The 24,940-nt window shown below is 70.2% G+C and carries 21 protein-coding genes and 2 pseudogenes; 4 read left to right on the top strand and 19 right to left on the bottom strand.

Annotated elements, in window-relative coordinates:
• Positions 1-58: 58 nt before the first annotated feature.
• The 4 genes and pseudogenes from ACZ32T_RS28520 to ACZ32T_RS28505 all read right to left on the bottom strand — a co-directional run bounded on the left by ACZ32T_RS28520 (position 59) and on the right by ACZ32T_RS28505 (position 2,885).
• Entirely contained in the window at positions 59-196 is a 138-nt protein-coding gene (locus ACZ32T_RS28520; RefSeq protein WP_467369765.1) for a hypothetical protein, read from the bottom strand.
• 102 nt (positions 197-298) lie between these two features.
• Positions 299-1,204, bottom strand: a complete 906-nt coding sequence (locus ACZ32T_RS28515; RefSeq protein ID WP_467369763.1) for a recombinase family protein — start codon at positions 1,202-1,204, stop codon at positions 299-301.
• Positions 1,161-1,262, bottom strand: a pseudogene (locus ACZ32T_RS28510) (zinc finger domain-containing protein); the annotation flags it as partial. The gene ACZ32T_RS28515 and the pseudogene ACZ32T_RS28510, both read right to left, overlap by 44 nt.
• A 198-nt stretch (positions 1,263-1,460) precedes the next feature.
• The gene (locus tag ACZ32T_RS28505) at positions 1,461-2,885 is read right to left on the bottom strand and encodes an MFS transporter (RefSeq protein WP_467369761.1); all 1,425 of its coding nucleotides are present in this window, start codon (positions 2,883-2,885) and stop codon (positions 1,461-1,463) included.
• Between the two features lie 108 nt (positions 2,886-2,993).
• Between ACZ32T_RS28505 and ACZ32T_RS28500 the strand changes: the two genes are divergently transcribed.
• Positions 2,994-3,686, top strand: a complete 693-nt coding sequence (locus ACZ32T_RS28500) for a TetR/AcrR family transcriptional regulator (protein WP_467369758.1) — start codon at positions 2,994-2,996, stop codon at positions 3,684-3,686.
• Between the two features lie 143 nt (positions 3,687-3,829).
• On the opposite strand, the pseudogene ACZ32T_RS28495 reads toward ACZ32T_RS28500, so the two are convergent.
• Both ACZ32T_RS28495 and ACZ32T_RS28490 read right to left on the bottom strand, forming a co-directional pair.
• A pseudogene (locus tag ACZ32T_RS28495) lies at positions 3,830-4,342 on the bottom strand (Tn3 family transposase); the annotation flags it as partial.
• A 384-nt stretch (positions 4,343-4,726) separates the two neighbouring features.
• Positions 4,727-5,635 (bottom strand): DUF4158 domain-containing protein, encoded by a 909-nt coding sequence (locus tag ACZ32T_RS28490; protein ID WP_467369756.1) that lies wholly within the window; start codon positions 5,633-5,635, stop codon positions 4,727-4,729.
• Positions 5,636-5,995: 360 nt separating this feature from the next.
• Between ACZ32T_RS28490 and ACZ32T_RS28485 the strand changes: the two genes are divergently transcribed.
• The gene (locus ACZ32T_RS28485; RefSeq protein ID WP_467265237.1) at positions 5,996-6,871 is read left to right on the top strand and encodes a carbon-nitrogen hydrolase family protein; all 876 of its coding nucleotides are present in this window, start codon (positions 5,996-5,998) and stop codon (positions 6,869-6,871) included.
• Between the two features lie 102 nt (positions 6,872-6,973).
• Here the strand turns inward: ACZ32T_RS28485 and ACZ32T_RS28480 are convergent, their stop codons facing one another.
• The 4 genes from ACZ32T_RS28480 to ACZ32T_RS28465 form a co-directional block, all read right to left on the bottom strand.
• Positions 6,974-8,668: a glycoside hydrolase family 13 protein gene (locus tag ACZ32T_RS28480; RefSeq protein ID WP_467369753.1), complete on the bottom strand. Its 1,695-nt coding sequence runs from the start codon at positions 8,666-8,668 to the stop codon at positions 6,974-6,976.
• A gap of 94 nt (positions 8,669-8,762) precedes the next feature.
• A complete protein-coding gene (locus ACZ32T_RS28475; RefSeq protein WP_467369751.1) occupies positions 8,763-9,611 on the bottom strand; it encodes a carbohydrate ABC transporter permease in 849 nt (282 codons plus the stop codon).
• A complete protein-coding gene (locus tag ACZ32T_RS28470) occupies positions 9,608-10,618 on the bottom strand; it encodes a carbohydrate ABC transporter permease (RefSeq protein WP_467369749.1) in 1,011 nt (336 codons plus the stop codon). The genes ACZ32T_RS28475 and ACZ32T_RS28470 overlap by 4 nt, the downstream gene beginning before the upstream one ends.
• A complete protein-coding gene (locus ACZ32T_RS28465; RefSeq protein ID WP_467369747.1) occupies positions 10,615-11,943 on the bottom strand; it encodes an extracellular solute-binding protein in 1,329 nt (442 codons plus the stop codon). The genes ACZ32T_RS28470 and ACZ32T_RS28465 overlap by 4 nt, the downstream gene beginning before the upstream one ends.
• A gap of 168 nt (positions 11,944-12,111) precedes the next feature.
• Here ACZ32T_RS28465 and ACZ32T_RS28460 point away from each other — a divergent pair, with 168 nt between their 5' ends.
• Positions 12,112-13,194, top strand: coding sequence for a LacI family DNA-binding transcriptional regulator (locus ACZ32T_RS28460; RefSeq protein ID WP_467265247.1), 1,083 nt, complete (start codon positions 12,112-12,114; stop codon positions 13,192-13,194).
• 107 nt (positions 13,195-13,301) lie between these two features.
• On the opposite strand, the gene ACZ32T_RS28455 is transcribed toward ACZ32T_RS28460, so the two are convergent.
• The 7 genes from ACZ32T_RS28455 to ACZ32T_RS28425 all read right to left on the bottom strand — a co-directional run bounded on the left by ACZ32T_RS28455 (position 13,302) and on the right by ACZ32T_RS28425 (position 20,710).
• On the bottom strand, positions 13,302-14,300 hold the full coding sequence (locus ACZ32T_RS28455; protein ID WP_467369745.1) for a nuclear transport factor 2 family protein: 999 nt from the start codon (positions 14,298-14,300) through the stop codon (positions 13,302-13,304).
• A gap of 108 nt (positions 14,301-14,408) precedes the next feature.
• On the bottom strand, positions 14,409-15,755 hold the full coding sequence (locus tag ACZ32T_RS28450; protein WP_467265251.1) for an MFS transporter: 1,347 nt from the start codon (positions 15,753-15,755) through the stop codon (positions 14,409-14,411).
• A gap of 101 nt (positions 15,756-15,856) precedes the next feature.
• Complete coding sequence (locus tag ACZ32T_RS28445; RefSeq protein ID WP_467369743.1) at positions 15,857-16,636, bottom strand: HpcH/HpaI aldolase family protein; 780 nt, start codon at positions 16,634-16,636, stop codon at positions 15,857-15,859.
• Positions 16,633-17,406, bottom strand: a complete 774-nt coding sequence (locus ACZ32T_RS28440; RefSeq protein ID WP_467265255.1) for an SDR family NAD(P)-dependent oxidoreductase — start codon at positions 17,404-17,406, stop codon at positions 16,633-16,635. Before ACZ32T_RS28440 ends, ACZ32T_RS28445 begins: the two co-directional genes overlap by 4 nt.
• Positions 17,403-18,713 (bottom strand): histidinol dehydrogenase, encoded by a 1,311-nt coding sequence (hisD, locus tag ACZ32T_RS28435; protein ID WP_467369741.1) that lies wholly within the window; start codon positions 18,711-18,713, stop codon positions 17,403-17,405. The genes ACZ32T_RS28440 and hisD (ACZ32T_RS28435) overlap by 4 nt, the downstream gene beginning before the upstream one ends.
• An 87-nt stretch (positions 18,714-18,800) precedes the next feature.
• The gene (locus ACZ32T_RS28430; protein ID WP_467369738.1) at positions 18,801-19,574 is read right to left on the bottom strand and encodes an alpha/beta fold hydrolase; all 774 of its coding nucleotides are present in this window, start codon (positions 19,572-19,574) and stop codon (positions 18,801-18,803) included.
• Positions 19,571-20,710 carry a cupin domain-containing protein gene (locus ACZ32T_RS28425; RefSeq protein ID WP_467265261.1) on the bottom strand — a complete coding sequence of 380 codons (1,140 nt, stop codon included), beginning with the start codon at positions 20,708-20,710 and terminating at the stop codon, positions 19,571-19,573. The genes ACZ32T_RS28430 and ACZ32T_RS28425 overlap by 4 nt, the downstream gene beginning before the upstream one ends.
• A gap of 209 nt (positions 20,711-20,919) precedes the next feature.
• Here ACZ32T_RS28425 and ACZ32T_RS28420 point away from each other — a divergent pair, with 209 nt between their 5' ends.
• A complete protein-coding gene (locus ACZ32T_RS28420) occupies positions 20,920-21,918 on the top strand; it encodes a LacI family DNA-binding transcriptional regulator (protein ID WP_467265263.1) in 999 nt (332 codons plus the stop codon).
• Between the two features lie 4 nt (positions 21,919-21,922).
• Here the strand turns inward: ACZ32T_RS28420 and ACZ32T_RS28415 are convergent, their stop codons facing one another.
• Positions 21,923-23,362 (bottom strand): amino acid permease, encoded by a 1,440-nt coding sequence (locus ACZ32T_RS28415; protein ID WP_467265265.1) that lies wholly within the window; start codon positions 23,360-23,362, stop codon positions 21,923-21,925.
• Between the two features lie 184 nt (positions 23,363-23,546).
• Entirely contained in the window at positions 23,547-24,908 is a 1,362-nt protein-coding gene (hisD, locus tag ACZ32T_RS28410; protein WP_467265267.1) for a histidinol dehydrogenase, read from the bottom strand.
• Between the last annotated feature and the right edge of the window lie 32 nt (positions 24,909-24,940).

Below are 24,940 nucleotides of genomic sequence, written 5' to 3'. Positions count from 1 at the left end.
GATCATGGATGACGAAGACCCCAGCGTGGTGATCGCTGGAGTCTTCGCCGCGTGTGGGTCAGTGGCGTTCGTTGGAGAGGTCGACGGTGAGGTCCAGGCGGTGGCCTGGCGGGCCGGGCGGGTCGATGTCGTGCGGGGAGAGGAAGTCGCCGATCCAGTTCAGGCCGATGAGGACGGCGTCGAGGTGCTCGGCCATCCAGGAGCCGGCCGCGTGGAGGAGGTCGTCTTCCTCGGAGCCGGTGCACGTGTTGACCTGGACGTTGTTCTCACGGGACTTGGTCTCGACGGGGCCGTTCCATCAGCTCTGGATCGGTGCCGCTGCCGGGGCCGGTGATGCGGGCGCGGACCGGCCGCCGAGGCCGATGACCTGTGCTTCGTCGGGGGCGTCGGCCTCCTCGGCTTCGGCCAGGGCCCGGTAGAGCGAGGCGACCGAGGGGTGCTTGCCCACGTTCTTGCCGGTCTTGATGGTGAGCTTCTTCGCGATCTCCGGGACAGGGACGCCCTTGTCCTTCAGTGCGACGGCGAAGGTGAGCGAGTCGTCGTCGATGACCTTGGGGCGTCCGCCGTGGTTGCCCTTGCTCGCCGCGGTGACCTGGCCCTCCAGGGTCTTCTCGCGGATGTAGTTGCGGTCGAGCTGGGCGGCGACGGCGAGTACGGCGAAGAACATGGCGCCCATGCCGTTGGGGTCGTAGATGCCGGTGAGGGGGCCGGTGAGGAGTTCGAGCTGGACGCCGGCGGTCTGGAGCTGGGTGGACAGCGTCATCAGCTCGGCTGCGTTGCGCGCGAGGCGCTTGAGCTCGTGGACGGTGAGGATGACCTCTTGGTCTGGGGCGGCCTCCTTGATGTCGTACGCGAGCTTGAGTGCTTCCTCCAGCGCGGGCCGCACCTTGACGCGGGTGCTGATCTTCTCGGAGAAGACACGCTTGCACTGCGCGAGGGCAAGCGCGTCGAGTTGGGACTGGAGTTCCTGCTGGGCGGTCGAGCACCGGGCGTACCCGATCCGGATCGGCTTTGCGGCCGGCGTGGGGGGGCGCCGCCTCGATGGGCGGGCCCGGCTTCCATGCCCGTCCGGGTCCGCGGTCCTCGGGGATGCGGACGTCGAGTTCTTCGCGGAGCGCGGGGACGAGGATGAAGCGCGGGGTGTGGTACTTCGTCGCGGTCTTCCCGCCGCGGGTGCGGCACGGACTCCCGGCCGGGGCTTCACACTTTGGACAGTCGTTTCGTTCTACCGCATCTGCTGCTTGATCGGGCGCCAGTTCCACCCCGGCAGTCTGTCAGAACCGTCTCGCACAATGTGCCAGTTTTGAGAGGACTTCTGCGAATGGCGACCTGCGGAAACGTGATCGCCCGGAGGTGTTCTCGGAACTCTCGCATCTGGTCGTTCATGCGAGGTGCGGGTGCCGTGTGACAGGTGCCAGGTCCCGGCGTCGGTGCGGGCGCGGTAACGGCGAGATTGGTGGTCACCGGGCGGGTTCCTGGCTTCGGTCGGGGCGAGGGACGCGGCGCGGATGGATGAGGACGAGTGTGGTGAGTACTGCGATGAACGCAAGCACGGCGGAGACCGTGAGGACGGCCCGGGTGCCGTCAGCGACGGCCTGGCTGCCTGTACTGGTGCCGTCGTGAAGGGTGAAGATCGCGCCCAGTGCCGCTGTGCCGACGCCGGCGCCAAGGGAGGCGAGGGTGGAGACGGTCCCGGCGACCATGCCGACCCGCTCGGGTTCGGTCACCTCGACCGCCACGGCCATCACGGGGGCGCCGGCGATTCCGCCGCCGGCTCCCCAGGCCAGCAGCGGCCCGAGCAGCGCCCACCACGGTGTGCTGGGTGTGATCAGCAGTGCCAGGGCCGTGAAGCCGACGCCCTTGAGTAAGTAGCCGGAGCCGATCACCAGGCCGGGGGCCCAGTGGCTGAGCAGCTTGGAGCCGACCATGCCGGTGGCGATCTGTGCGAGGAAGATCGGCGTCATCAGCAGCCCCGCCGAGGTTGGGCTCAGGCCCAGGCCGTCCGACAGGTACAGCACCAAGTAGACCGAGCCGCCAATGGTCAGGACGCGTGAGAAGAGGACGGCCAGCATCGCGCCGCAGAACGCGGGTCGGGTGAACATCCGTAGCTCCAGTGTCGGCCTGGGCACGCGGAGCTGGAGGGCCAGGAAGGCGGCCAGTGCCAGGCAGGCGGTGAGCAGTGCGACGGTGTCCTGGCCTGCCCATGGTGTGTCGTCGGGGCGGAGCATGAGCAGAGTCGCCGTACCGAGGCCGAGCATGAGCAGCAGGCTGCCGGGCCAGTCCGGCCGCCCGGTCAAGGAGGGTGCGGGGGCGGTTGGCGGCAGCACGCGGGCGGCCAGCACCCAGGCCGCTGCGCCGAGCGGGAGGTTGATCGCGAAAACCGCGCGCCATCCGAAGGCGTCGATCAGCACTCCACCGAGGGTCGGGGCGAGGAGCCCGGCCGCGGTCGCGAACGATCCCCAGGCACCGATCGCGAGATTGCGCTCCTCACCGGTGTAGCGGTCCGAGATCAGCGGAATGCCGTTCACCATGATCACTGCGGCTCCGCAGCCCTGAACCACCCGGGCGGCGTTCAGCCACCACAGGTCCTGCGCCAAAGTCGCGGCCAGGGAGGCCAGAGTGAACACGGCGATCCCGGCCAGGAACAGAGACCGCCGCCCCCAGCGGTCCGAGAGGCTTCCGGCCGCCTGAGTCAGTGCACCCATCGCGACCATGTAGGTCACCACCACCGACTCCGCCGAATCCCCGTCCGCGACGTCGGCGCTGATCAGCGGGAGTCCGACGGCCACGATCGTGAGGTCGACGACGACCAGCCCCGTGGAGGCCATCACCAGCACGAGGACCCCGCTCAGCGGCGGGAGACGACGAGACTTCTGAGCTGCCATGCGGGATACGACCTCCAGGCGGGAGCGGGCGGTGCCGTCAGCCTGCGGTCTCCCGACGCTAAAAGTCAACGTGTGTGAAGTTCAAGCGGGGGGCCGTACGATGGCGCCATGCCTGCCACCTCCCGCCGCCGCCCCACGACACGCAAGGGCCGCCCTGTCCTCACCCGGGAGGCCATCGCCGCGAAGGCGCTGGAGATGGCTGGTACGCAGGGGTTCCGTTCCGTCACCATGCGCGCCCTGGCCGCTGAACTCAATGTGACCGTGCGGGCTCTGTACAACTACGTCGAGGACCGCCAGGACGTCGTCGATCTCGCCCTGGGGCTCATGCTCGACTCCTGGAATCCCCCTCCCTTGGACCCCACGGCCTGGGAGGAATCCGTCGCCGGTTATGCGAGGTCGCTGCGCAAGCTGTACCGGCGCTGGCCGCGCGCCCTGCTGGTCTCCCTCGACGAGGACGCGCCCCCCACCTCCGTGCACCCCAACCGCCTGCTCAACCTCGACCGCTTCCTCCAACTCCTGCACGGCATCGGCATCGGCTTCCCGACTGCCCTGGAGGTACACCGCCACCTCTCCCTGCTCATGCTCTCTTTCGCGCTCGTGGTCGACCGCCCCCCCACGCACGCCACGACGGACCGCGGCACGCTCGTCCCCGACGTATGGCTGGCCGCCCACGCCGATCTCGACCTCCCTGCCCTGCGCCAGGCCGCCGCGCTGCCCATCCCCACCGCGGACACCCAGTTCGACCAGCTCGTCTCCGTCGTCATCGCACAGATCCGCAGCCATCTCGACGCCTCAACATAAGAGCCCACCAGCCCCGATGGCAGGGAATCCGGCATAGCGCGGCCGCACCCCGCGTGCTGCCCTCAACGCGGGTGTCACGTCGGCGCTACGGCTGCTTCCCCGCTCGGGGTACGAGGACCGGGCACAGTTGCCCGAACGGGCAGGTCCAGAACGAGACGGCTGTTCATGTCCAGCTCGGACCGGCCGTACGGATTGACATGGGTCCAGAACAGCGGCGACAGGGCCCGCTGGTCCGCGTCGGTGAGCCTGTCCGCCCACTTCGGATCGGCCAGGACCTCCTGCATCAGCAGCGTGTTGACGTGCACCAGCGCGGACTGGAGCACGTGCAGCGCGAGCATGCTGACCTCCTGGGACTCCTTGTCCGCACCGGCCAGGTCGCCGTCCTTGCCGTAGAAGAGGTCCTTGTTCGCGGAGTTCCAGTTCTCCACCACCTGGAGTCCTTCGTGGATTTCCTGGCGCATTTCGACGTCGGCGAGGTAGTCGCACACGAACGCCGTACGCACCGCCCGTCCGAGTTCCTCGATCGCCTGGTACGTGGGGTGCTTGGGACCGCCCCGAGTGAACCGGCGCAGGACCTGCTCGGCCTCGGCGGTGCCCAGGCGCAGGGCGGTGGTGTACTTCACGATCTGGTCGTACTGCTGGGCGATCAGGTCCCAGAAGTCCGCCGGCAGGTCGTCCTCCGGGTTACGCCACCGGTTCGCCCCCACCACCCAGATCTCCCGCCGCCGCACCGCGTCCCGTAGCGCCACCAGCACACACAGCTCGTACGGAATCCGCTCGACCCGCCCCTTCGCGTCCACCACCGCCGCCCGCCACGGCTCGGGCACCACCCCCGCCAACGGCACGCTCTCCGCCGGATCGAAGAACGCGCCCTCCTTCAGCGGCTGCTCCAGGTAGCGCTGGAGCAAGTCGATCGCGTCCATCACCGGTCGGTAGGCGGTGTTGTTGCACTTCAGCTCCAGCGCGCCCAGCAGCGGCGAGAGCATCCGCCGCCAGTGCGCCGAGTACGACGACCGCAGCACCGTACGGATCCTCGCCTTCTAGCGGGCCTCGTTCGATGCGGCCTCCGCCGCCAGCGCCTTCTCCCCGCCGACCACCGGATAGATCACCCGCCGCACCGTGCCGGACGGCTCGGACAACGCCGCCTCCGCGACCCGCAGCAGCATCCCCTCCTTGCCCCGGACCTTCTTCAGCTCGGCGTTCAGCTCCTTGTCGACCTTCCGCTCCGCCCGCGTGTTGATCTTCAGTACCAACTGGATGAACAGGTCCACCAGCGAGTCGGTGATCTCCGTCTGCCGCACATGGCACAGCGCGGCCAGCAGCGTCAGGCGCCGCGGCGGCTTCATCCGCTCCAGGTTTGCCGGGTACTCCTTCGACGCCCGCGCCCGCCACGCGTCCACCAGCTTCTCCGACACGTCGGCGAACAAGTCCGCAGGTAACTCCAGCCGCCGCACCCGGTTCAGCTTGTTCACCTCCGCCAGCAGGCTCTCCAGTCCCGGCGCCCCCGGGTCGGTCTTCAGCTCAGCGAAGTGGGACCGCCCGCCGCCCGACACCGCACCCTCACCGTCCGCTCCCTCGCCCATCTCGTCCGCGCTGCCGGCGACCAGGTCCTCCAGGCGCGAGCGTGTCGCGTGCGAGATCCGCTCCACCCTGCTGCGGCAGAACTGGGCCTCGAAGTCCGTGACCGCCTTGCCCACCAGCCGCCCGACCCGCCCCGGGGCTGGCGGCTCGATGCGGTCGTTACGGCACCGGGCCACCACCGCCGCCGCCAGCCGCTCCCGCGATAACTCCACCGGACACAGCTCGGAGGCCAGCCACTCGGCCAGCCGCTCCTGGTCCTCCTCGGTGTTCGCCCTGAACCCGTACGCCTCCCGGATCTCCTTGCGGTGCCGCTTGATCCGGTCGCCCTGCCAGTCGTAGTCCGCCCACGCCCCGGCTGGAACCCTCACCTGCTGGGCCACTGGTCGCCCCGGACTTGTTCCGCACCTTCTTCATGTCGTCTTCGAGCAGCGTCCAGACCCCGATCAGGTCTTCCGGCTCCCAGTCCTGCCGCGTTGGATCACCACAGGGTGGCGAGGCGGACCCGGAGCGAAGATCAGAAAACCACAACTGTTGCCGGAAGGTTACTCAGCGCTACAGGCCACCTGGCGGTAGCTATACGAGAACAGCGCCGAGTTGGCGGGGGCGTGCACGTACTGCTGCTGGGTCGCCCTGTGGATGGCACTGGGAAAGGGGATCTTGTCCCGTCGAAGGCTCGATGATTGGCTCGTCCACGCCCCTGGACACACCCTGCGGAAGGCTGCCCTGCGATGACGACGCCCCTGCCGATCGGCCTCGTCCAGACGGCCGCGCGGCATCACGCCGCCGACGACCCGGACGCGTTCGCCGCGGAGGTGCGTGGTGTCACGGAGGCGCATCCCGGTGTCCGGCTGCTCGCCTACCCGGAACTGCACCTGTGCGGCCACAGGACCGGGGAGGACCCCGAGACGGTCATGACCGCGGCGGCCGAACCGCTGGACGGCCCCCGCGGCACGCGGCTGGCGGCCCTCGCTCGCGAGCTGGGCATCTGGCTCGTGCCCGGCAGTGTCTACGAGCGGGGCGCGGACAGCCGGATCTACAACACGGCTCCCGTCTACTCACCCACGGGCGAACGGGTCGCGGCGTACCGGAAGATCTTTCCGTGGCGGCCCTACGAGACCACGGCGTCCGGCAGCACGTTCGTCGTCTTCGACATGGAGGGTCACGGGCGTGTAGGGCTGACGATCTGCTACGACGCGTGGTTCCCCGAGACGACGCGCCACCTGGCGTGGCAGGGCGCCGATCTCGTACTGAACCTGGTGCGCACACCTACCGTCGACCGTGCTCAGGAGGTCGTGCTCGCGCAGGCCAACGCGATTGTGAACCAGGTGTTCATGGCGAGCCTCAACGCGGCGGCGCCGGACGGTGTCGGGCGCAGCGTCGTCGTGGGGCCGGAGGGGGACATGCGTGCCGAGGCGGGGCCCGGCCCCGAGGAGGTTCTGACGGACGTCCTCGACCTCGCCGAGGCGCGCCGGGTGCGCGCGCGGGGGACCGCCGGCCTCACCCGTGTCTGGGACCCGTTCGCGGATGATCAGCCGCCCGTCGAACTCCCCCTCTACGCGGGCCGGATCGACCCGGAGCGTTGGCGCCGCGGGCTCCGCCCGTGAGCCGGCCGGTCTCGCGGGTGACCGCCTGAACGGCCGCTTCCTCCGGCCTTCGGACCCGGCGGCACCACCGGCCCCTCGCGATGCGAGGGGCCGGACACCCTCTCAGCGGCCGTACGGGGACCCGGCACGTAGCCAGGCGGTGGTCCACGGCGGGAGCTCGTCACCGGTCAGTGGGCCGGAGGCGACGAGAACCTCACCGCGCGGCAGCGCGACGGGCTCGTCGGACAGGTTGCTCACGGTGTGCCAGCCGCCCGTACGGGCGAAGTGCAGCATCCCACGGAGCGACTGCTCACGCGGTCCGACCCACTCCAGAGCCTCGTCCGCGAGCAGTGTGCGGCGCAGCCGCAGGGCCTCGCGGTACAGCTCCAGGAAGGACCCCCTGTCACCGCTCTGCACGTCCGCGGCGTACCGGCCCCAGTCGGCGGGCTGCGGCAGCCACGAGCCACCGGGGCCGAACCCGAAGCTCGCGCCGCCCTCCTGGGACCATGGCAGCGGCACCCGGCAGCCGTCACGGCCCTTGACGCGCCCGCCGCTGCGTACCCACATCGGGTCCTGGAGGTCCGCCCGGTCCAGATCCGCGACCTCGGGCAACCCCAGCTCCTCGCCCTGATAGACGTACGCGGACCCGGGCAGAGCCAGCATCAGCAGCGCCGCGGCGCGCGCCTTGCGCACACCCGTCGCCAGGTCCGGGGCCGGTTCCCGGCCGTCGGTGAGCAGCCACGCCTCGACGTCGGGCTTGGCGTAGTCGCCCGGCAGGGCGTAACGCGAGACATGGCGCACCACGTCGTGGTTGGAGAGCACCCAGGTGCTGGTCGCCCCCGCGTCACGGGCGTCGGCGAGCGCGGAGTCGATGACGGTGTGCATCTCGGCCGCGTCGAGCCGTGCGCCGAGGAAGTCGAAGTTGAACGCCTGGCCCAGACCGTCCGCGGAGGCGTAGGCCATACGCCGCGAGGCACGCACCCATGCCTCCGCGACGGCGAAGCGCGGCGGGTCGTAGGCGTCGAAGACCTGCCGCCAGCCGCGGTAGATCTCGTGCACCGCGTCCCGGTCCCACAGCGGATGACTGCCGTCGACCGGCAGTGCGCCGGGCTGGTAACTCAGCTGCTCGCCGAGGTCGCGCAGCGGCTCGCGCAGGTCCTTGGCGAGACCGTGGGCGACGTCCACCCTGAAGCCGGCGACGCCCCGGTCGGACCAGAACCGGAGGGTCTCGTGGAAGTCCTCGCGGACCTCGGGGTTCTCCCAGTCGAAGTCGGGCTGCTCGGGGGCGTAGAGGTGCAGGTACCACTGTCCGTCCGGCACCCGGGTCCAGGCGGGGCCGCCGAAGCTGGACGGCCAGTCGGTGGGCGGCAGTTCACCGGCCTCCCCGCGGCCGTCGCGGAAGACGTAGCGCTCGCGTGCGGGCGAGCCCGGCGGGGCCGCGAGCGCTTCCTGGAACCAGACATGCTGGTCGGAGGAGTGGTTGGGGACGATGTCGACCATGATCTTCAGGCCGAGCCGGCCGGCCGCACCGACCATCTCGTCGAAGTCGTCGAGGGTGCCGAGCCGTGGGTCGACGTCGCGGTGGTCGGCGACGTCGTAACCTCCGTCGGCGAGCGGGGAGGGATAGAACGGGCTCAGCCAGACGGCGTCCACGCCGAGGCCGGCGAGGTAGGGCAGGCGGGAGGTGATGCCGGGGATGTCTCCGATGCCGTCACCGTCGGAGTCGGCGAAGCTGCGGGGGTAGATCTGGTAGATGACGGCCTGTCGCCACCAGTCCGCGTCGTGCGGGGAGGCGGCGGGGGTGTCGTGGTGGTGCATGTGAGCCTCTCGGGCGTGTCCCCGGATGGGGTGCGGATGTGCGGGCGGGGGGTCGGTCGGCGGTGAGCGGTCCTGCGCGGGTTCAGGTGGCCGCTCAGCCCTTCACAGCGCCTGTGGTCATGCCGGAGACGACCGACCGGCGGAAGATCAGCACCAGGAGCGCGATCGGGACCGTGGCCACCATCGCGCCGGCGAAGATCACGCCGTACGGGACCTGGTACTGGCTGGTGAACAGCGCGATGCCGACGGAGACGGTGCGCCGGTCATCGGAGCCGTTGAACGTGAGCGCGAGCAGGAACTCCGACCAGGTCGCGGTGAACGCGAACACGCCTGCCGTGAACAGCCCGGGCCGGGCCAGCGGCAGGATCACCGTCAGGGCGGTACGCAGCGGGCCCGCGCCGTCGACCACCGCGGCCTCCTCCAGCTCACCCGGAATGCCACTGAGGTAGTTACGCATGATCCAGATCGCGAACGGCAGGTTCAGTGCCACGTACGGGATGATCAGGCCCGGATAGCTGTTGAGCAGTCCGGCCTGCCGCTCCATCAGGAACAGCGGTACCAGCAGAGCGATCGGCGGGAACACCGACAGCATCAGCAGTACGGTCATGACGGCCCCGCGTCCGCGCAGCGGCAGCCGGGCGAGGGCGTAGCCGGCGAAGAACGCCAGGGACAGGATCAGCACGGTCGAGACGCAGGCGACGACCACACTGTTGAGGAAGTAGTGGCCGATCCCGTTGCGCACGAAGGCGGTCTCGTAGTTGCTGAGGGTGGGGTCGGCCGGCAGCGGTGAGGGCGGTGTCGCACTGATCTCGCCCGGCCCCTTCAGGGAGGCGGACGTCATCCAGAGCAAGGGCAGCAGGGCGCACACGGCGATCAGCAGTCCGCCGAGGTTCACGACATTGACATAGCGGCGCACGCCTGTGCGCGGGACGTGGCGGCTCATGCCCGGCCCTCCTCGTCGACTTGGGTCCGAAAGACGCGCAGGAACAACAGGCAGCAGCCCAGGACCATGGCCGCGGTGGTGACGGCGACGGCTGCGCCGCCCCCGAAGTCGAGGTTCTGGAAGAGGATCCGGTATCCGAGCATGGCCACCGACTGGGTGGCCGTGCCGGGGCCGCCCTGGGTGAGCACGAACGGCAGGTCGAAGATCCCGAAGGCCTGGAGGATGCGGAAGAGGACGGCGATGGCGACGATGGGGCGCAGTTGCGGCAGCGTCACCTTCCAGAACGTCGTCCACGCGTCGGCACCGTCGATCTCCGCGGCTTCGTAGACGTCTGCCGGGATGAGCATCAGTCCGGCGAGGACGACGATGGCGACGAACGGCGTCGTCTTCCACACGTCGACCACCACCATCGCCGCCATAGCGGGCACCGGCTCCCCCAGGATGTCGGGCCGGATGCCGAGCACCTGCTCGCAGAGCCAGCCCACCGCGCCGTAGGTGCCGTTGAAAAGGTACGACCACAGCTGTGCGGCGACCACGTTGATCAGGGCCCAGGGCAGCAGGAGCAGCGCGAGGATCCAGCCACGGGCGGCTCCGAGCCGTTCCAGGACGAGCGCCACCAGCGTTCCGAGCACCAGCTCGACGAAGACCGAGACGATCGTGAAGCCCAAGGTGAACAGAAGCGCCCGGTACCACTCGGAGTGCGTCAGCAGCGCCTCGTAATGGGCGAGGGTGGGAGAGCCGAGCCGCAGACCGCCGTACTCCAGGCGGACCTCGAAGAACGACAGCACCAGCGAGAAGACGACAGGGAAGACGGTCACCGCGCCGATGACCAGGAGCGCGGGGGAGGCGAAGAACCACCCGGTGCGAGCGCGGCGGCGGACGGCGAAGCCCGGAAGCGTCTTCCCCGGCGGCCGGCGCGACGGATCGGCGTGGGTGGCGTCGCCCTCGCCCTCGCCCTCGCCCTGCGACGGTGTCCGCGCCCTCTTCGTCTGCTGTACGGAACTCACAGGGCGTTTCCTTCCAGTGCTGTACGCAGCCCCTCGCGCGCGGCGCGGACGCCGGCCGCAGGGGAGAGGCTGCCGCGCACGACGGCGTTCGCCGGGGTGTACAGCGCCTTGCTGACCTGTGGGTAGTACGGGGTCTGAGTGGGCCGGGCCACGAGGCGCAGACCGGCCGCGCGCAGGACCGTCGGGTCGCCGGCGGCGCGCGCCTCCCGGCCGTCCAGCACGGAGGTCATCGCCGGGATGACACCGGCCTCGCGGGCGAGGAGTCGCTGGACCTCGCTCCCGGCACAGAACCGGGCGAACTCCATGGCGGCGCCCAGCTCCTGGGAACTCGGGTTGACGAGATTGCTCCAGCCCCCGGCACAGGAGACACCGGAACGGCCGGTGCCCTCGAAGCCCGGACGCAGCGCCGCCCCGACCTTTCCGGCGACGCGGGAGACCGCGGGAGTGCTCGCGTTGACCCAGGCGTAGGACCAGTTGCGCAGGAACAGCCCGCGCCCGGTGACGAAGGCGTCCTGCGCGTCGGACTCCTCGTACGTCGCCACGGTGCGCGGCGTGATCCCGCGGGCGGTGAACTCGGCCATCAGCGAGAACGCCCGCTCCGCCTCCGGGCCGCCCAGCGCGGCCCTTCCCCGGTCGTCCAGGACGGCGGCGCCCGCGTCGGCGAGGAACTCGGTGACATTGGCCGTGAGCGACTCGGTCACCGACGCCTGCCACAGGAACCCGGCTTCCGCGTCACCGGCGCTCTGCACCGTGCGGGAGGTGTGCACCAACTCCTCCCAGCTGCGCGGAACGCGCAGCCCGTGCTTGGTGAGCAGGTCCTTACGGTAGAAGAGGTAGCTGCTGTCGATGAAGAACGGCACCGCGTAGGCCTTGCCCTGAAAGGTGGAGCTGCTCCGCAGTGCCGCGGGGTAGGCGTCCCAGAAGCCGTCCGGGAGCAGCTTCTCCAACGGCAGCGCGAGCGAGGAGTGACCGAACTGCGCGGGCCACGTCGTGTCGCCCAGATACACGTCGGGCTGAGCGGAGCCGCCGGCGAGCTGGGTGGCGATGGCGCTGCGGTTGCCGTCTGAAGTGGACAGCGCGTTGATCTTCGACACGCGGATCCGGGGATGGCGCCGCTCGAAGGCACGGATGACCAGGTCGGCGACGACAGAGCCCCGTCGCGAGGGGATCTCGGAGACCCACCAGGTCAGCCGGGCAGGCCTCTTGGGAACGACCGAGGCCTGCGTGAGCAGGTCGTCGAGGTCCTTCCCTCCGCATCCGGCCAGCAGACCCGCCGCGGTGGCGGTCACGGCGCCCGTCAGCAGTGCTCTGCGGTGCAGGGGCATGGCGTGCTCCTCTCCTTTCGGGCTGCCTGATGACAGCGCTAGCAAAGTACGGAGCCCTTTGCTGAAGTGTCAACGGTCAGAACCGACTTAGCTCAAGGAGAATGCGAGTTGACAGCGCTGTCATTCTACGTGCGCAGACCAGATGATGGGTGTGTTAACGTCCCGCGCATGGCTGGTGAAACCGCTGGAACCGCTGACAAGGGCGCCACGTTGGCGGACGTCGCGCAGAGGGCCGGAGTCTCGCCCTCGACGGTCTCCCGCACACTGCGCGGTCTGTCGACGGTGTCCCCGGAGACCCGGGCGCGCGTGGAGAAGGCGGCGCGCGAGCTGTCGTTCGCGATCTCGCGCAGCGCGTCCAGTCTGGTCACGGGGCGTACGGGCCGGGTCGCAGTTCTCGTGCCCAACCTCGACTCCTGGTTCCTGGGTGCGGCACTCGCCGGTATGGCACCCGCACTCACCGCGGCCGGTCTGGACATGCTGGTCTACAGCGTCATCGACGCCGAGCAGCGCGCACACTTCTTCGACCGTCTACCGGCACGGCGCAACGCCGACGCCCTGCTGGTCGTCAGTTTCGCGCTCTCCCCCGAGGAGCGGGCGCGTCTGGACGACCTGGGCATGCCCCTGGTCTTCGTCAGCCAGCACGAAGAGGGCAGGGGCAGTGTCTACGTGGACGACGTGGAGGCGGCCCGACGCGGGACCCGTTACCTGATCAATCTCGGCCACCGGCGCATCGCCTATCTGGAGCCCGCCGACGCCTCGGGCTTCGCCTGGAGCAGCCGGGCTCGCCTCGACGGGTACCGCACGGCCCTGGCGGAAGCGGACATCGCCCAGGACGCCGAACTCGTCCGCCAGGTCGCCCACTGGCAGGGCCCGAGCCTGGAAGCGGCGGTGGGGCGGCTGCTGAGCCTCGCCGAGCCCCCTACGGCGATCTTCGCCGAGACGGACGACATGGCCTTCAGGCTCCTCACGGTGTTGCGGGGAGTCAACGTCCCGGTGCCGCAGCGGGTGTCCGTGCTGGGCTTCGACGGGCACTCCATGGCAGAGCCCTGGGGCCTCTCCACGATGACCCAGCCGGCCCGCCGGCTGGGCGAGGCGGCCGCGGAGCTGGCCCACCGTGTGATCAACGACCCCGACGCGCACGGTGAGCGGCACGTGGTCCTGCCGGTGGAGCTCGTCCCGCGCGGGAGTACGGGCCCGGCGCCCGGCCTGGGGCCGGACGACGGGGACGGCGGCCCGGCACACCAGGCGTGACACCGGCCTGTCATCGGAGCAGGAACCGGGAGGCCGGCCCCGCCACAGGAGCAGGGCACACCTGTGGCAGGGCCGGCCGGAGCCCGTCTCCGGTACACGACCGGCCGTCAGTAGATGTTGGCCTCCACCTCGGGGCCGTCTCCGCGCGTGCTGTTGATCTGGGCGCGCAGTGAGATCTCGTCGTAGACGCGGACCTCCTTGACGATCCGCCCCTCCTGGATCAGGAACTGGGACACCCCGAGGACGGTCACCGGCTTGTCCGTCAGCTGACCGAAGACCGGCGTGCCCCGGTAGGTGCCGTGCATGGTCCAGGTGACGGCCACCCGAAGACCTGCGTACCGCGGCGCGTAGTTGGTCTGTACGTCCCGCACGGCGAACCGGGCGTCGGGGAAGGCTCCGACCATCGCCAGCAGGTCGCTCTGATAGCGCTCCGGGCGGATCACGGTCCGGTCGCCGATCGTGTGCAGGAAGAGGTCGCGCACCATGAAGTCGTTGACCCTGTGCAGCCGTCGCCGCGTCCACACGTCCTCGATGAACTCCAGCACCATCTCGCACTCGGGCCGGAACTCGTCGGGACGTGGACCGCTGACGCCTGCCAGCAGGACGTCCTTGGGCGGTTCCTCGGTCATCGACCCGCTGTAGCCCTGGAACCGCAGGGCCCGGGCCGCTTCGTCCGGGTCGCCGCCGCGCTGCAGGCAGTCCGCCAGCTCGTCGCGGACCACCCACTCCTCGACCATCCGGCCCCGGCGGTAGAGGCAGTTGGCGACCGTGCGCTTACGGATGCGGATGTTGCGGCCGTCCACCAGGTGTTCGTCGGCGGAGAAGACGAGGTGCGAGCTGAGGAAGGCGTCCTCTCCACGCGCTTCCCACACCACGTCCTCGGCCTGGCCGATGTGACCGGGCGTGCTGCCCATGCGCATGGTGCTGCCTTCGATCACCCCGTCGCGGCCCACCACGGTGCCCAGACCGGTGTGGACGATCGAGTCCGGCTCGTAGTTCTCCACGATGTGGTCGATGTCGCGGTCCACCCAGATGCGGTCGGTGACCTCTCGGATGAAGTCGTCCGGGTCCTTGTAGGGGAGGTAGGCAGCGGGGTCCAGCGGCATGACGGATGGCCTTTCGTCAGGGATGTGTATGCGTATGTATGGAAGGGTGCGCGTGGGGCTCTGTTCACCGGAGGGGTGCGGGCGGCGGTGCGGCGGACCGCATGCTGGTCACCGGGCGAACTTGTCGGCTCCCAGGTGGCTCCGGTACGTCTCCGTCATGAAGGCGCTCACGACGACGAGCGCCATGACCGCGGCCGCCGCCAGGTAGACCCACACGGCGTAGATCGTGTCGAAGCTGCTGACGAGCAGCGTCGCCACGAACGGGGTGATGCCCATGAAGATGGAGAACGAACTGTTGTACGCGATGGCGCTCGCGCTGAACCGGGTACGCGTGGCGAAGAGTTCCGCCGTGCAGACCGTGACGATGCCGGTCAGGAAGAACTCGGGGACGATGTAGATCAGCTGGCTCGCGACCGCGGTGCCGAAGGTGCCGCCCTCGCCGACCCGGAAGGCCAGCGGCACCAGGACGATGCAGGCGACGGCGCCGGCGACCAGCATGGGCTTACGCCCGATCCGGTCCGAGAGTATGCCGGCCAGCGGCAGCAGCGGGATGAGGACGGCGACAGAGATCGCGTTGGACGTGAGTGCCATCCAGCGGGGCAGTCCGAGTGTGCCGGTCAGGTACTCGGGATAGAACGTGACCCAGCTGTAGGACAGGATCGCGAGCATGACGGAGACGCCGCAGAGCACGAGGATCGGACGCCACTGCGTGCGCAGGGCCTCCCGGATCGGCGACTTGACGACCTCCGTGCCGCCGTCCGTGGCCCGGACGAACTCGGGTGATTCCGAGATGTGCCTCCGGAGCCAGATCCCGACCGCGCTCAGCGGGAGTGCCAGCAGGAACGGGATGCGCCAGCCCCACGAGTCGAGCGCGGGTCCTTCGAAGACCCAGCTGGTGAGCGCGGCGGTGCCGGCCCCGGCGAGGATTCCGACGAAACAGCTGTTGGAGGCGTACGAGGCGTAGTAGCCCCGCCGGTCGGGTTCCGCCCACTCCACGATGAAGGCCACGGCCCCGACGTACTCCCCGCCCGAGACCATGCCCTGGACGACGCGCAGCAGCAGGAGGAGCAGCGGCGCGAGGATCCCTATCTGGTGGTAGGTCGGCAGTGCGCCGATCAGGGCGGTGGTCACGCCCATGAACGCGATGGTCCACAGCAGGGTCTTCTTACGGCCCACCCGGTCGCCCCAGCGGCCGACGAGCGTCCCGCCCAGGGGGCGGAACAGGCATGCGATGGCGATGATGGCGTAGGTGCTGAGCACCGCCACCGTCGGATCGCTCTCCGGGAAGAAGGCGGGGGCCAGAACCGGCGCCATGTACCCGTAGAGGCCGTAGTCGAACTGTTCGACGAAGTTTCCGATGCTTCCCGCGCCGATGGCTCGGCGTATCGCCTTCCGCTTCTCCGGATCGGCCCCTGAGGTCGGGGCTGTTGCGGTGGGCGGCGCTACAGCGGACATGACTTCTCCGATCGCGCATTGGCCTGGTGATGCATACGTATGAATGTCTGCCGAACATTAGGGAGCCCGGCGGAGGTCGTCAAGAGGCTCGCGGCCCCGCGTCACGCGGGTCTGCCGGCCCTGTCCGCAGGCCCGGGGAGGGACCGGAACGTGTCCATCAGGAGATGGGCCGTGTTGTAGAGCACCAGCTGCGCCCCGGCCCGCTCGGCCGCCCTGGCGGCCTCGGCACCCGGGACGATCGTCATCACCGCCCGGCCCGCCTCGCGGGTGGCCCGATGGGCCGTGGAGACCAGACCGTCGATCATGTCCTGTCCGGGGAAGGAACAGTCCGCCGCGAGGTCGGCGGGGCCCACCAGGACCGCGTCCACGCCTCGCGTTCCCGCGATGTCCCCGGCGGAGGCGCAAGCCCTCTCCGTCTCGACCATCGCCACCACCAGGGTGTCCCGCGAGGCCGCCACATGGGCGGCCGCGGAGACGGTCCCGAAGCGTCCGGCTCTGCTGTACGTGGCGAACCCCCGCGTCCCGAGAGGCGGGTAGTGGACCGAGGCCACCGCCCGTCGCGCGTCCTGTGCGGAGTCGATGTGCGGATGGATGAGACCTGCGGCGCCCAGGTCCAGGCACCGCAGGGCGAGAGCCGGCTCGGAGGTGCCCACCCGGACGAGGACGTCGATGCCCTGCGCCGCCGCAGCCGTCAGATGGTGCTGGAGCAGGGCCGTGTCCGCCGGCCCGTGCTCGCAGTCGATGACCACGTAGTCGAGGCCGGCGACCCCCGCCATCTCCACCAGAGTCTCCGAGGGCAGTCGCAACAGCGCGCCGTACAGCCGTTCACCGGCCGTGAGCCGCGCCTTGAGGGAGCGGCGGCCCGTGCGTCCCGCCGTCACCGCGCCACCATCCCCGCGGAGAGGTCGATGTCCGCACCGCACAGGCCGGGCATCCGCAGCATCGCACTCACCGCGGCGCCGACCTCCTCCTCGCTCACCATCCGGCCGAGGGCCGAGCGCGATACGAACGCCTCCTCGGCCTCGGCGTAACTGCTGCCGGTGCGCTCCGCCTCCAGGCGGAAGTTCCGCTCCATCCGGGGCCCCGAGACAGGTCCTGGGGACAGGGAGTTCACCGTGACCCCCAGCGGTCCCACCTCCCCGGCCAGGGTCGCGGTCAGACCGATGACCGCCATCTTCGACGCGCAGTAGGGCGTACGCCGGAGCAGCGGCCGCTTCCCCGAGACCGAGGCGATGTTCACCACGTCCCCGGTGCCCCGCGCCGTCATGGCGGGAAGAAAGGCCCGGCACATCAGGAACACCCCGCGCACGTTCACGTCGAACACCTCGTCCCAGTCCTCGGCCGAGACCGAGGTCAGGGGAGCCACCGGACCCGCGATCCCGGCGTTGTTGACGAGCACGGAGATCTCCTCGTCCGCGAGGCTCTCGGCGAGCCTCGCGACGTCATCCGGCCTGGACACGTCGCAGACCGCGTGGGTGACGTCCGGACCCAGACGCGAGGCCGTCTCCTTCAGGGTGTGCTCACTGCGGCCGGTGAGCACCACACGGGCTCCGTCGGACACCAGCGAGCGTGCGATGGCCGCACCGAGGCCGCTGCCGCCTCCACTGACCAGGGCGGTGCGCCCGGTCAGACGCTGTGCGTCGCCGCTCATGCGCCCGCCTCGTCGTTCCACGGCAGCGTGCCGTTGCCGTACTTGGCGGCCCGCACGTCACCGGAGCGGGCGTGCCCCTCGAACAACTCGACGCGTGCGGCCCGCCCGCACACCTCACCGAGCAGAGCCGACGAGGAGGTGTCCGTGACCTCCTGGTAGGTCACCGTCTTGAGGTACTTCCCCACCCACAGGCCTCCGGTGTACCGCGCGGCTCCCCGGGTCGGCAGCACGTGGTTGGTGCCGATGACCTTGTCCCCGTACGAGACGCAGGTGCCCTCCCCGAGGAAGAGGGCGCCGTAGTCGGTCATCCGGTCAAGAGCCTGGCGCGGGTTCTCGGTCAGGACCTCCACGTGCTCACTGGCGTAGGAGTCCGCGATCCGGAAGGCCTCGTCCAGGGAGTCGGCCACGACGATCTCGCCGTGGTCGCGCCAGGCCGGTCCGGCGAAGTCCTTCGTCGGCATGCCGGGCAGCAGCCGCTCGATGTGGCGCTCGACCTCCAGGCCCAGTTCCTCCGACGTGGTGACGAGCACGGCGGGTGAGTCCGGGCCGTGTTCGGCCTGCGAGAGGAGATCGACGGCCACCACGAACGGGTCGGCGTGCTCGTCGGCGATCACCAGGATCTCCGTCGGACCCGCGAAGAGGTCGATGCCGACCTCGCCGAAGAGCTGGCGCTTGGCCTCCGCCACGTACGCGTTTCCCGGTCCCGCGATCAGCGGCACCCGGCCGACCGTCTCGGTGCCGATGGCGAGCGCCGCCACGGCCTGGACGCCGCCCAGCAGGTAGATCTCGTCGGCACCCGCCATATGCATCGCCGCGACCGTCGCGGCGGGTATCTCGCCCCGGATCGGCGGGGTGCAGGCGGCGACCCTCTCCACCCCTGCCACCTTCGCGGTCACGATCGTCATGTGTGCCGACGCGGTCAACGGGTAACGGCCACCGGGTACGTAGGCACCCGCTCCGGCCACGGGAACGTGCCGGTGCCCGAGGTGGACCCCGGGCAGGGTCTCGATCTCGACGTCGTGCAGCGAATCGCGCTGTGCCTGGGCGAAGGTGCGCACCTGCCGCTGCACGAAGCGGATGTCCTCCAGGACCGTCTCCGGCACACCGGAGATGATCTTGTCGATCCTCTCCGGGCTCAGGCGGAAGGACTCCGGGCTCCAGCCGTCGAACTTCTCGGAGTACTGGCGGACCGCTTCGTCGCCCCGTTCGCGGATGTCTTCGAGAATGGCGCGGACGCGCTCGGCGACATCCGCGCGGGCGGCGCGCACCTGACCGGCGGGCACGGGGGACTTGAGGAAACGAGGCATGACGGCCTTCTTCGCGGGTGAGGGGAGGGTGGGATTCAAGGACATGAGGGCGGGCGGGAGGGGCTCGGTGAGTGCCCGCCCGGGGGTTCAGGCGGCCGGGGACGCGGTATGCGCGGAGCTCCGGGCTGCCGTCGGTGGTGCGGCCCGCACGCGGACCAGCAGGTCCCGCAGCGCGGCTGAGACGGTGGCCGGGCTCTGCCACGGCAGCAGGTGGCCGGCCCCGGGCACCAAGCGCAGTTCCGCGTCCGGCGCGGCCCGCTCGACGGCCCGGTGGAACTCCGGCGGACACAACGCGTCCCGTGCCCCGGACAGGACCACCACCGGACACCGCGCGGTGCGCAGCGCACCGGTGGCGTCCTGGCGGGTCGCCTGCGCGGCCAGCTGGGCGCGGGCCGCTTCGGGGCCCACGGCATACGCCATGCGCCGGTAGCGGTCAGCGGACTCGTCCGGCGGCCGTGGCACGGGGAACATGCCCGGCAGCGTCTGTTCGACGACGTCCGCGAACCTGCCGTCGGCGATCAGTCCGTCCATCGCGCGCCAGGCGGCGTACTGCTCGGGTCGGGGCGGGCCCGCGTTCGTCGACATGACGCAGAGGCCGTGGACCCGTTCCGGTGCCCGTCGCAGCGCCTCGAAGGCGACGATGGCCCCGAGGCTGAGCCCGAGCGCGACGAACGGGCCGGGCACCGAGGACAGCAGATCCTCCGCCATGGCCCCGATGTCAGGCTTCGTCAGTTCGACGTGCCGGGGCGGGTGGCCTTCGGGGAACACCACCTCGGACCAGAGGCTCGCGTCGCACAGCATCCCGGGGACCACGACCAGGGGGAGCGGGCTCGCCGGCCCGCCGCCGCGCACGGCGGTCACCAGCGGCGCGCGGAGCGGGGCAGCAGCGCGTAGGGCGCGACGTAGCCGTTGTGGTCGAGGCCGAGCCCCGCGTCGGCGGCGCTCTTGGCGACCTCGTCGTCCCACTCCAGACGAACCCGGCCGTCACCGGAGTTGACGACCATCAGGTCGCCCTGTCCGTCGCCGACGTTGCGCAGGGTGCGCCAGGCGTCCTGCGGTACGGAGAGCATGTCGCGCGGTCCCAGGCGCACCGACACGGGATCGGTGCGGTTGAGCGTGACTTCCCACAGGCCGTCCTTGACGATCAGCGTCTGCGTCTCGTGCTGCCGGTGGAAGGAGACGCCCTGCCCCGGGTCGGCCCGCAGCCAGGCGACGTTGTGTCCGTGGGGGTTGAAGATCCGGGGCTCCTGGTGCAGGTCCTCGGTCATGCCGTACCCGATGACGCAGCTGAGCCGTGCTCCGCCGCCCGGCAGCGTGCTGTCGAGGAAGGGCCGCTCCGACCACACCAGCTCGTCCGCAGCCGCTACGCGCCGCTTCATCTCCTCGGCGCTGTAGTGGCGCAGCCGGTCGATGTGCTCCTGGGCCATCGGCTCGGTCAGCTCGGTCCCGGCCGGTACCCGGTCACCGGCGACCGTGTCGATCAGTTCGTTGTCCGCGGTGAGGTACAGGCCGTGGCCCTCGGCCTCACGCAGTACCGAGGGGCCCCAGATGATGCCGCCCGTGTGGTCCATGCCGAGGACGGTGAACATCCAGCCGTCGTCGGGGCCGGTGTTGGTGAAACCGCGGAAGATCCAGGTGGGGATCGACGCGATGTCCCCTGCCTTGAGAAGGTGCTCTCCCTCGGAGCCGTCGGCGCCCCAGCGCAGGAGGTACTCGCCCTCGGTGCAGACGAACACCTCGGCCGTGTAGTGGAGGTGCAGGTTGTTGGTGACGCCGTGAGGCATGGCGGCCGCACCGATGTTGTATCCGTGCGGCAACCGGAGATTGACGTGCTGGCCGGCGGCCTGCGAGACGCCGGGCCCGATCATGGCGTAGTTCTCCTTCCGGTCGGAGCCCGGCGTCCGGCAGTCGATGAAGGCCTGGTTGCAGGAGACGAAGTCACTGCGGCGGACCGTGCGGCGCCCCAGCTCGGCGGTGGACACGACGACATCGGGCATGACTGCTCCCTTGGTTCGGAATACGTTTGGAATACGTATGCATTTCCATGACAGGGCCTCCGTGGGGCGATGTCAAGGGGTCGAGCGAGGGTGTCTTCGTCGGTGAGATGCGCGGGTGTTCCGGGGCTGGTTCCGCGGAGCGCTGCACGGTTGTAGGGCTACATACGTATACTGATCGGGACGGCGCACCGGGTGACGGAAGAGGGCTGATGGCGATCACGAGTCACGACGTGGCGAGGCTGGCAGGCGTCTCGCAGCCCACGGTCTCCCGCGCCCTGCGGGACGATCCGCGCGTCTCCGCGGCCACCCGGGAGAAGGTGAGGCGTGCCGCGGAGGCGCTGGCCTACGTGCCCAGCGAGGCGGGTCGGACCCTGTCGACCCGGTCCACGCGGCGTGTCGGAGTGATCGTCACTGATCTGACGAACCCCTTCTATCCCCACGTCATCGCGCCCCTGCACGACGAGCTCCAACGTCTCGGCTACCGCATGATGCTGCTCACCGAACGCTCCGAGGAAGCGGTGGCCGAGGAGAAGCTCCTTGACCAGTCCCTGGACGGCGTGGTGCTGGCGACAGCCACCACGGACTCCCGCCTGCCGGCTCAGCTCGACCGGCGTGGCATGCCGTACGTCTTCCTCAACCGGGACAGCGGCGGCAGCGGTGACTACGCGTCCGTCGTCGACAACGAGGGTGGTGGACGTCTGGTCGCCGACGTGCTAGTCGAGCTCGGACACCGTCGGATCGCGGGCATCTTCGGTGCGGCCAACACGACGACCGGACGGGAACGTGAGCTGGGCTTCCGGCTGGCCCTCGCCGACGCGGGTGTGGGACTCCCCGCGGACCGGGTGGTGCGCGGCGCCTTCGAGTACGACACGGGATACCGGGCGCTGCCCGCCCTGCTCGAAGCGGCCGAGACACCCACGGCCGTCTTCTGCGGCAACGACGTGGTCGCCATCGGCGTCCTGAACGCCGCTCTCGCGGCCGGGCTCCGGGTCCCCGAAGACCTGACGGTGATCGGCTTCGACGACCTTCCCATGGCCGCCTGGGAGGTGTTCCGGCTGACCACCGTCCGCCACGACCTGCGGGAGCTTTCGCGGCAGGCCGCACGCCTGCTGGTACGGCGCATCGACGGTGGCGCGGACCCCGCCGGTGAACGCCACGTCCTGCCGACCGAATTCGTGCCCCGCGCCACCCACGCCCGCCTCCCCTGACCGGTCACCGCAGGGACGAGCCCGCGCGGAGGGAAGGCCCGGCGGCGCCGGACGCTGCCCCTTCGGGGCCGGGCCTGTCGCCGTGCCGCCGCTGCCGGAGGATGCCGACACCGACGAGGACCGCGGCCAGGGCGAGGGACAGCCACAATTCGAGACGGTGTCCGGGCAGCACCGCCATGAGTACCAGCACCCCCGCGATGAAGGCGATCGTGGCGAGCGTGAGGTAGGGGAACGCCCACATGCGCACCTCGCCCGGGACCGTCTCCTTGCGGCGGGTCGCGTACTGCGTGATCGCGATGACCATGTACATCATCAGGGCGATCGCGCCGCTCGAGGCGATGAGATAGGTGAAGACGCTCGGCAGCAGGTAGTTGGCGATCACCGCCGCGACGCCGATGACCGTCGAGGCGACCACCGCGTTGCGGGGCACCCCGGACGCGGAGGTCGCGGCGAGAGCGGCCGGCGCGTCCTTGCGGCGGGCGAGCGAGAACGCCATGCGGGAGGCGGTGTAGATGGCCGAGTTGAGGCAGCTGCTCACGGCGACGACGAGGACCACGTCCATGATGCGTCCGGCGCCCGGGATGTTCATACGGTCGAGGACCGCCTGGTAGGAACCGGCCGCCAGCCCGTCCGAGTTCCAGGGCACGAGACTGACCACGACGAAGATGGAGCCGACGTAGAACAGCCCGAGGCGCCACACGACGGCGCGGACGGCCTTCTTGATGTTCTTCCTGGGCTCCGCCGACTCGGCGGCGGCGATCGTGACGATTTCGCTGCCCTGGAAACTGAACATCGCCGTGAGCAGACCGGCGAGCACGGCCACCCCGCCCTTGGGCGCGAACCCTCCGTTGCTCCACAGGTTCGACACCCCGTGGGCGTCCGAACCGGGCAGCAGGCCGAAGATGGCGAGCCCGCCGAGAACGAGGAACGCCACGATCGCGATGACCTTCAGCAGCGCGAACCAGTACTCGAACTCCCCGTAGTTGCGGACGGCGAGGAGGTTGCTGCCCGCCAGCAGGGCGATCATGGCGAGGGCCGGGATCCAGCTGGGAACCGAGGTCAGACCCGCGATGACCTCTCCCGCGGCGATCGCCTCGATGGGGATGACGAGGATGTAGAACCACCAGTACAGCCAGCCGATGGAGAAGCCGGCCCAGCGGCCCAGGGCGCGGTCCGCGTACGTGGAGAAGGAGCCCGTGTCGGGATGGGCGACGGCCATCTCCCCGAGCATCTGCATGACGAGCACCACCAGGGTGGCGGCCAGCAGGAAGGAGACCAGCACGGCCGGACCGGCGGCCGCCACGGCGGTGGAGGAACCGACGAAGAGGCCTGCCCCGATCACACCTCCGATGGAGATCATCGTGATCTGGCGTCCCTTGAGCCCTTGGGTGAGCGCGGGACCTGTTCCGTCCGGCGGGGTGGAAGCGGGCGGGGAATGGTGCATGGGGAGAATCCTCGCGGGAGTGGGAGCGCAGGTGCTCCGCGGGTCGGTACTCACCCGTCTCGGGCGGGCGACGCCACCGGCGGCCCGGGACACGGGCCGCAGCCGTTCTGTCCCGGGCCGCCTTGCCCCTGCCTCCCGGCCGGGGCCGGCACCGGCCGGGAGCCGGAGGCAGGAGAGAGCGGGATCAGAGCTGTTCGCGCAACGCCTCGGGGACGGTGTCGAAAGCACCTGACGTACGGCCGATCCGGTCGATGCGGATCGTGGCGGTCGCACCGTGGGCTGCCAGGCCTTCGAAGGCGGAGATGCGCTCGACGGCGGGTGCCAGCGAAGCCGTGCCCTCCTCGGCCGCCCTCTGGTACGTCAGGGGCTTGAGGAAGCGGCTGACCGACAGCCCGGCGTTGTAGCGGGCGGTCTTGCCGGTCGGCAGCACGTGGTTCGTGCCTGCGATGCCCTTGTCGGAGTAGGCGACGGTGGACCACGGGCCGATGAAGAGCGAACCGTAGTTGGTGAGGTTTCGCAGGTAGTAGTCGTCGTCCTCGGTCTGGATCTCCAGGTGCTCAGGGCCGAGGATGTCCGACACGGCGACGGCCTCGTCGCGGTCGCGCACGACGATCACGGAGCCGAAGTCGCGCCAGGCGGGACCGGCGATGTCACGGGTGGCGAGCGTCTCGAGCTGACGGTCGATCTCGGCGGCGACGGCGCGCCCGGTCGCCTCGGAGGTGGTGATGAGGGCGGCAGGAGAGTTGGGGCCGTGCTCGGCCTGGCCGAGGAGGTCCGCGGCGACCCAGACCGGGTCGGCGGAGTCGTCGGCGATGACGGCCACCTCGGACGGGCCGGCCAGCAGGTCGATGCCCACCTGGCCGAAGAGCTGGCGCTTCGCCTCGGTGACGAAGGCGTTGCCGGCACCGACCAGCATGTCGACGGGGGCCTCACCCAGCAGTCCGAAGGCCATCGCGCCGAGGGCCTGGACACCGCCTACGGCGAAGACCCGGTCGGCCCGCGACAGATAGGCGCCGTAGAGCACGGCCGGGTGGGCGCCGTGCTCGCCCGACGGGGGAGTGCACGCCACCACGGTGGGGACACCGGCCGTCTTGGCCACGCCCACGGTCATGAAGGCGCTGGCCAGGAGCGGGAAGCGGCCCGCCGGGAGGTAGGCACCGACACGGGACACCGGAACGTAGCGCTGGCCGCCCGCCACTCCGGGGGCGATCTCGATCTCGAAGTCGGTCAGATGCTCGCGCTGGGCGGAGGCGAAGCGGTGCGTGCGTTCGTAACCCATTTCCAGGGCGGTCCGGACGTCGGCGGGCAGGGCGTCCCCCGACTTCTTCAGCTCGGCGGCCCCGATCTCCAGGTCGCCGGACCAGCCGTCGAGCTCCTGACCGTAGGCACGGACGGCGTCCAGGCCCTTCGTCTCGATCTCCTTGAGCATCTGGGAGACGCGCTCGACCACCTTGGGGTCGCGCTGGGCGGGAGGGCCGTCGACCGCGGGCTTCTTCAGCCAGGTGAAGGGGGCAAGGGTCTTCTGTTCGTCGTGCGTGATCTGCATACACCGGACGGTAGACGCGACGCCGCCACAGG

Source organism: Streptomyces sp. NPDC023573 (assembly GCF_055559735.1).
The sequence above is the reverse complement of the archived record's forward strand: the minus strand, read 5'-3'. Positions and strand labels throughout refer to the sequence as shown.

Coding starts and splice junctions, on each gene's coding strand:
- ACZ32T_RS28520 (WP_467369765.1), bottom strand. CDS start 196: ATGGCCGAGCACCTCGACGCCGTCCTCATCGGCCTGAACTGGATCGGC.
- ACZ32T_RS28505 (WP_467369761.1), bottom strand. CDS start 2,885: ATGGCAGCTCAGAAGTCTCGTCGTCTCCCGCCGCTGAGCGGGGTCCTC.
- ACZ32T_RS28500 (WP_467369758.1), top strand. CDS start 2,994: ATGCCTGCCACCTCCCGCCGCCGCCCCACGACACGCAAGGGCCGCCCT.
- ACZ32T_RS28485 (WP_467265237.1), top strand. CDS start 5,996: ATGACGACGCCCCTGCCGATCGGCCTCGTCCAGACGGCCGCGCGGCAT.
- ACZ32T_RS28480 (WP_467369753.1), bottom strand. CDS start 8,668: ATGCACCACCACGACACCCCCGCCGCCTCCCCGCACGACGCGGACTGG.
- ACZ32T_RS28475 (WP_467369751.1), bottom strand. CDS start 9,611: ATGAGCCGCCACGTCCCGCGCACAGGCGTGCGCCGCTATGTCAATGTC.
- ACZ32T_RS28465 (WP_467369747.1), bottom strand. CDS start 11,943: ATGCCCCTGCACCGCAGAGCACTGCTGACGGGCGCCGTGACCGCCACC.
- ACZ32T_RS28460 (WP_467265247.1), top strand. CDS start 12,112: ATGGCTGGTGAAACCGCTGGAACCGCTGACAAGGGCGCCACGTTGGCG.
- ACZ32T_RS28455 (WP_467369745.1), bottom strand. CDS start 14,300: ATGCCGCTGGACCCCGCTGCCTACCTCCCCTACAAGGACCCGGACGAC.
- ACZ32T_RS28450 (WP_467265251.1), bottom strand. CDS start 15,755: ATGTCCGCTGTAGCGCCGCCCACCGCAACAGCCCCGACCTCAGGGGCC.
- ACZ32T_RS28440 (WP_467265255.1), bottom strand. CDS start 17,406: ATGAGCGGCGACGCACAGCGTCTGACCGGGCGCACCGCCCTGGTCAGT.
- hisD (WP_467369741.1), bottom strand. CDS start 18,713: ATGCCTCGTTTCCTCAAGTCCCCCGTGCCCGCCGGTCAGGTGCGCGCC.
- ACZ32T_RS28425 (WP_467265261.1), bottom strand. CDS start 20,710: ATGCCCGATGTCGTCGTGTCCACCGCCGAGCTGGGGCGCCGCACGGTC.
- ACZ32T_RS28420 (WP_467265263.1), top strand. CDS start 20,920: ATGGCGATCACGAGTCACGACGTGGCGAGGCTGGCAGGCGTCTCGCAG.
- ACZ32T_RS28415 (WP_467265265.1), bottom strand. CDS start 23,362: ATGCACCATTCCCCGCCCGCTTCCACCCCGCCGGACGGAACAGGTCCC.
- hisD (WP_467265267.1), bottom strand. CDS start 24,908: ATGCAGATCACGCACGACGAACAGAAGACCCTTGCCCCCTTCACCTGG.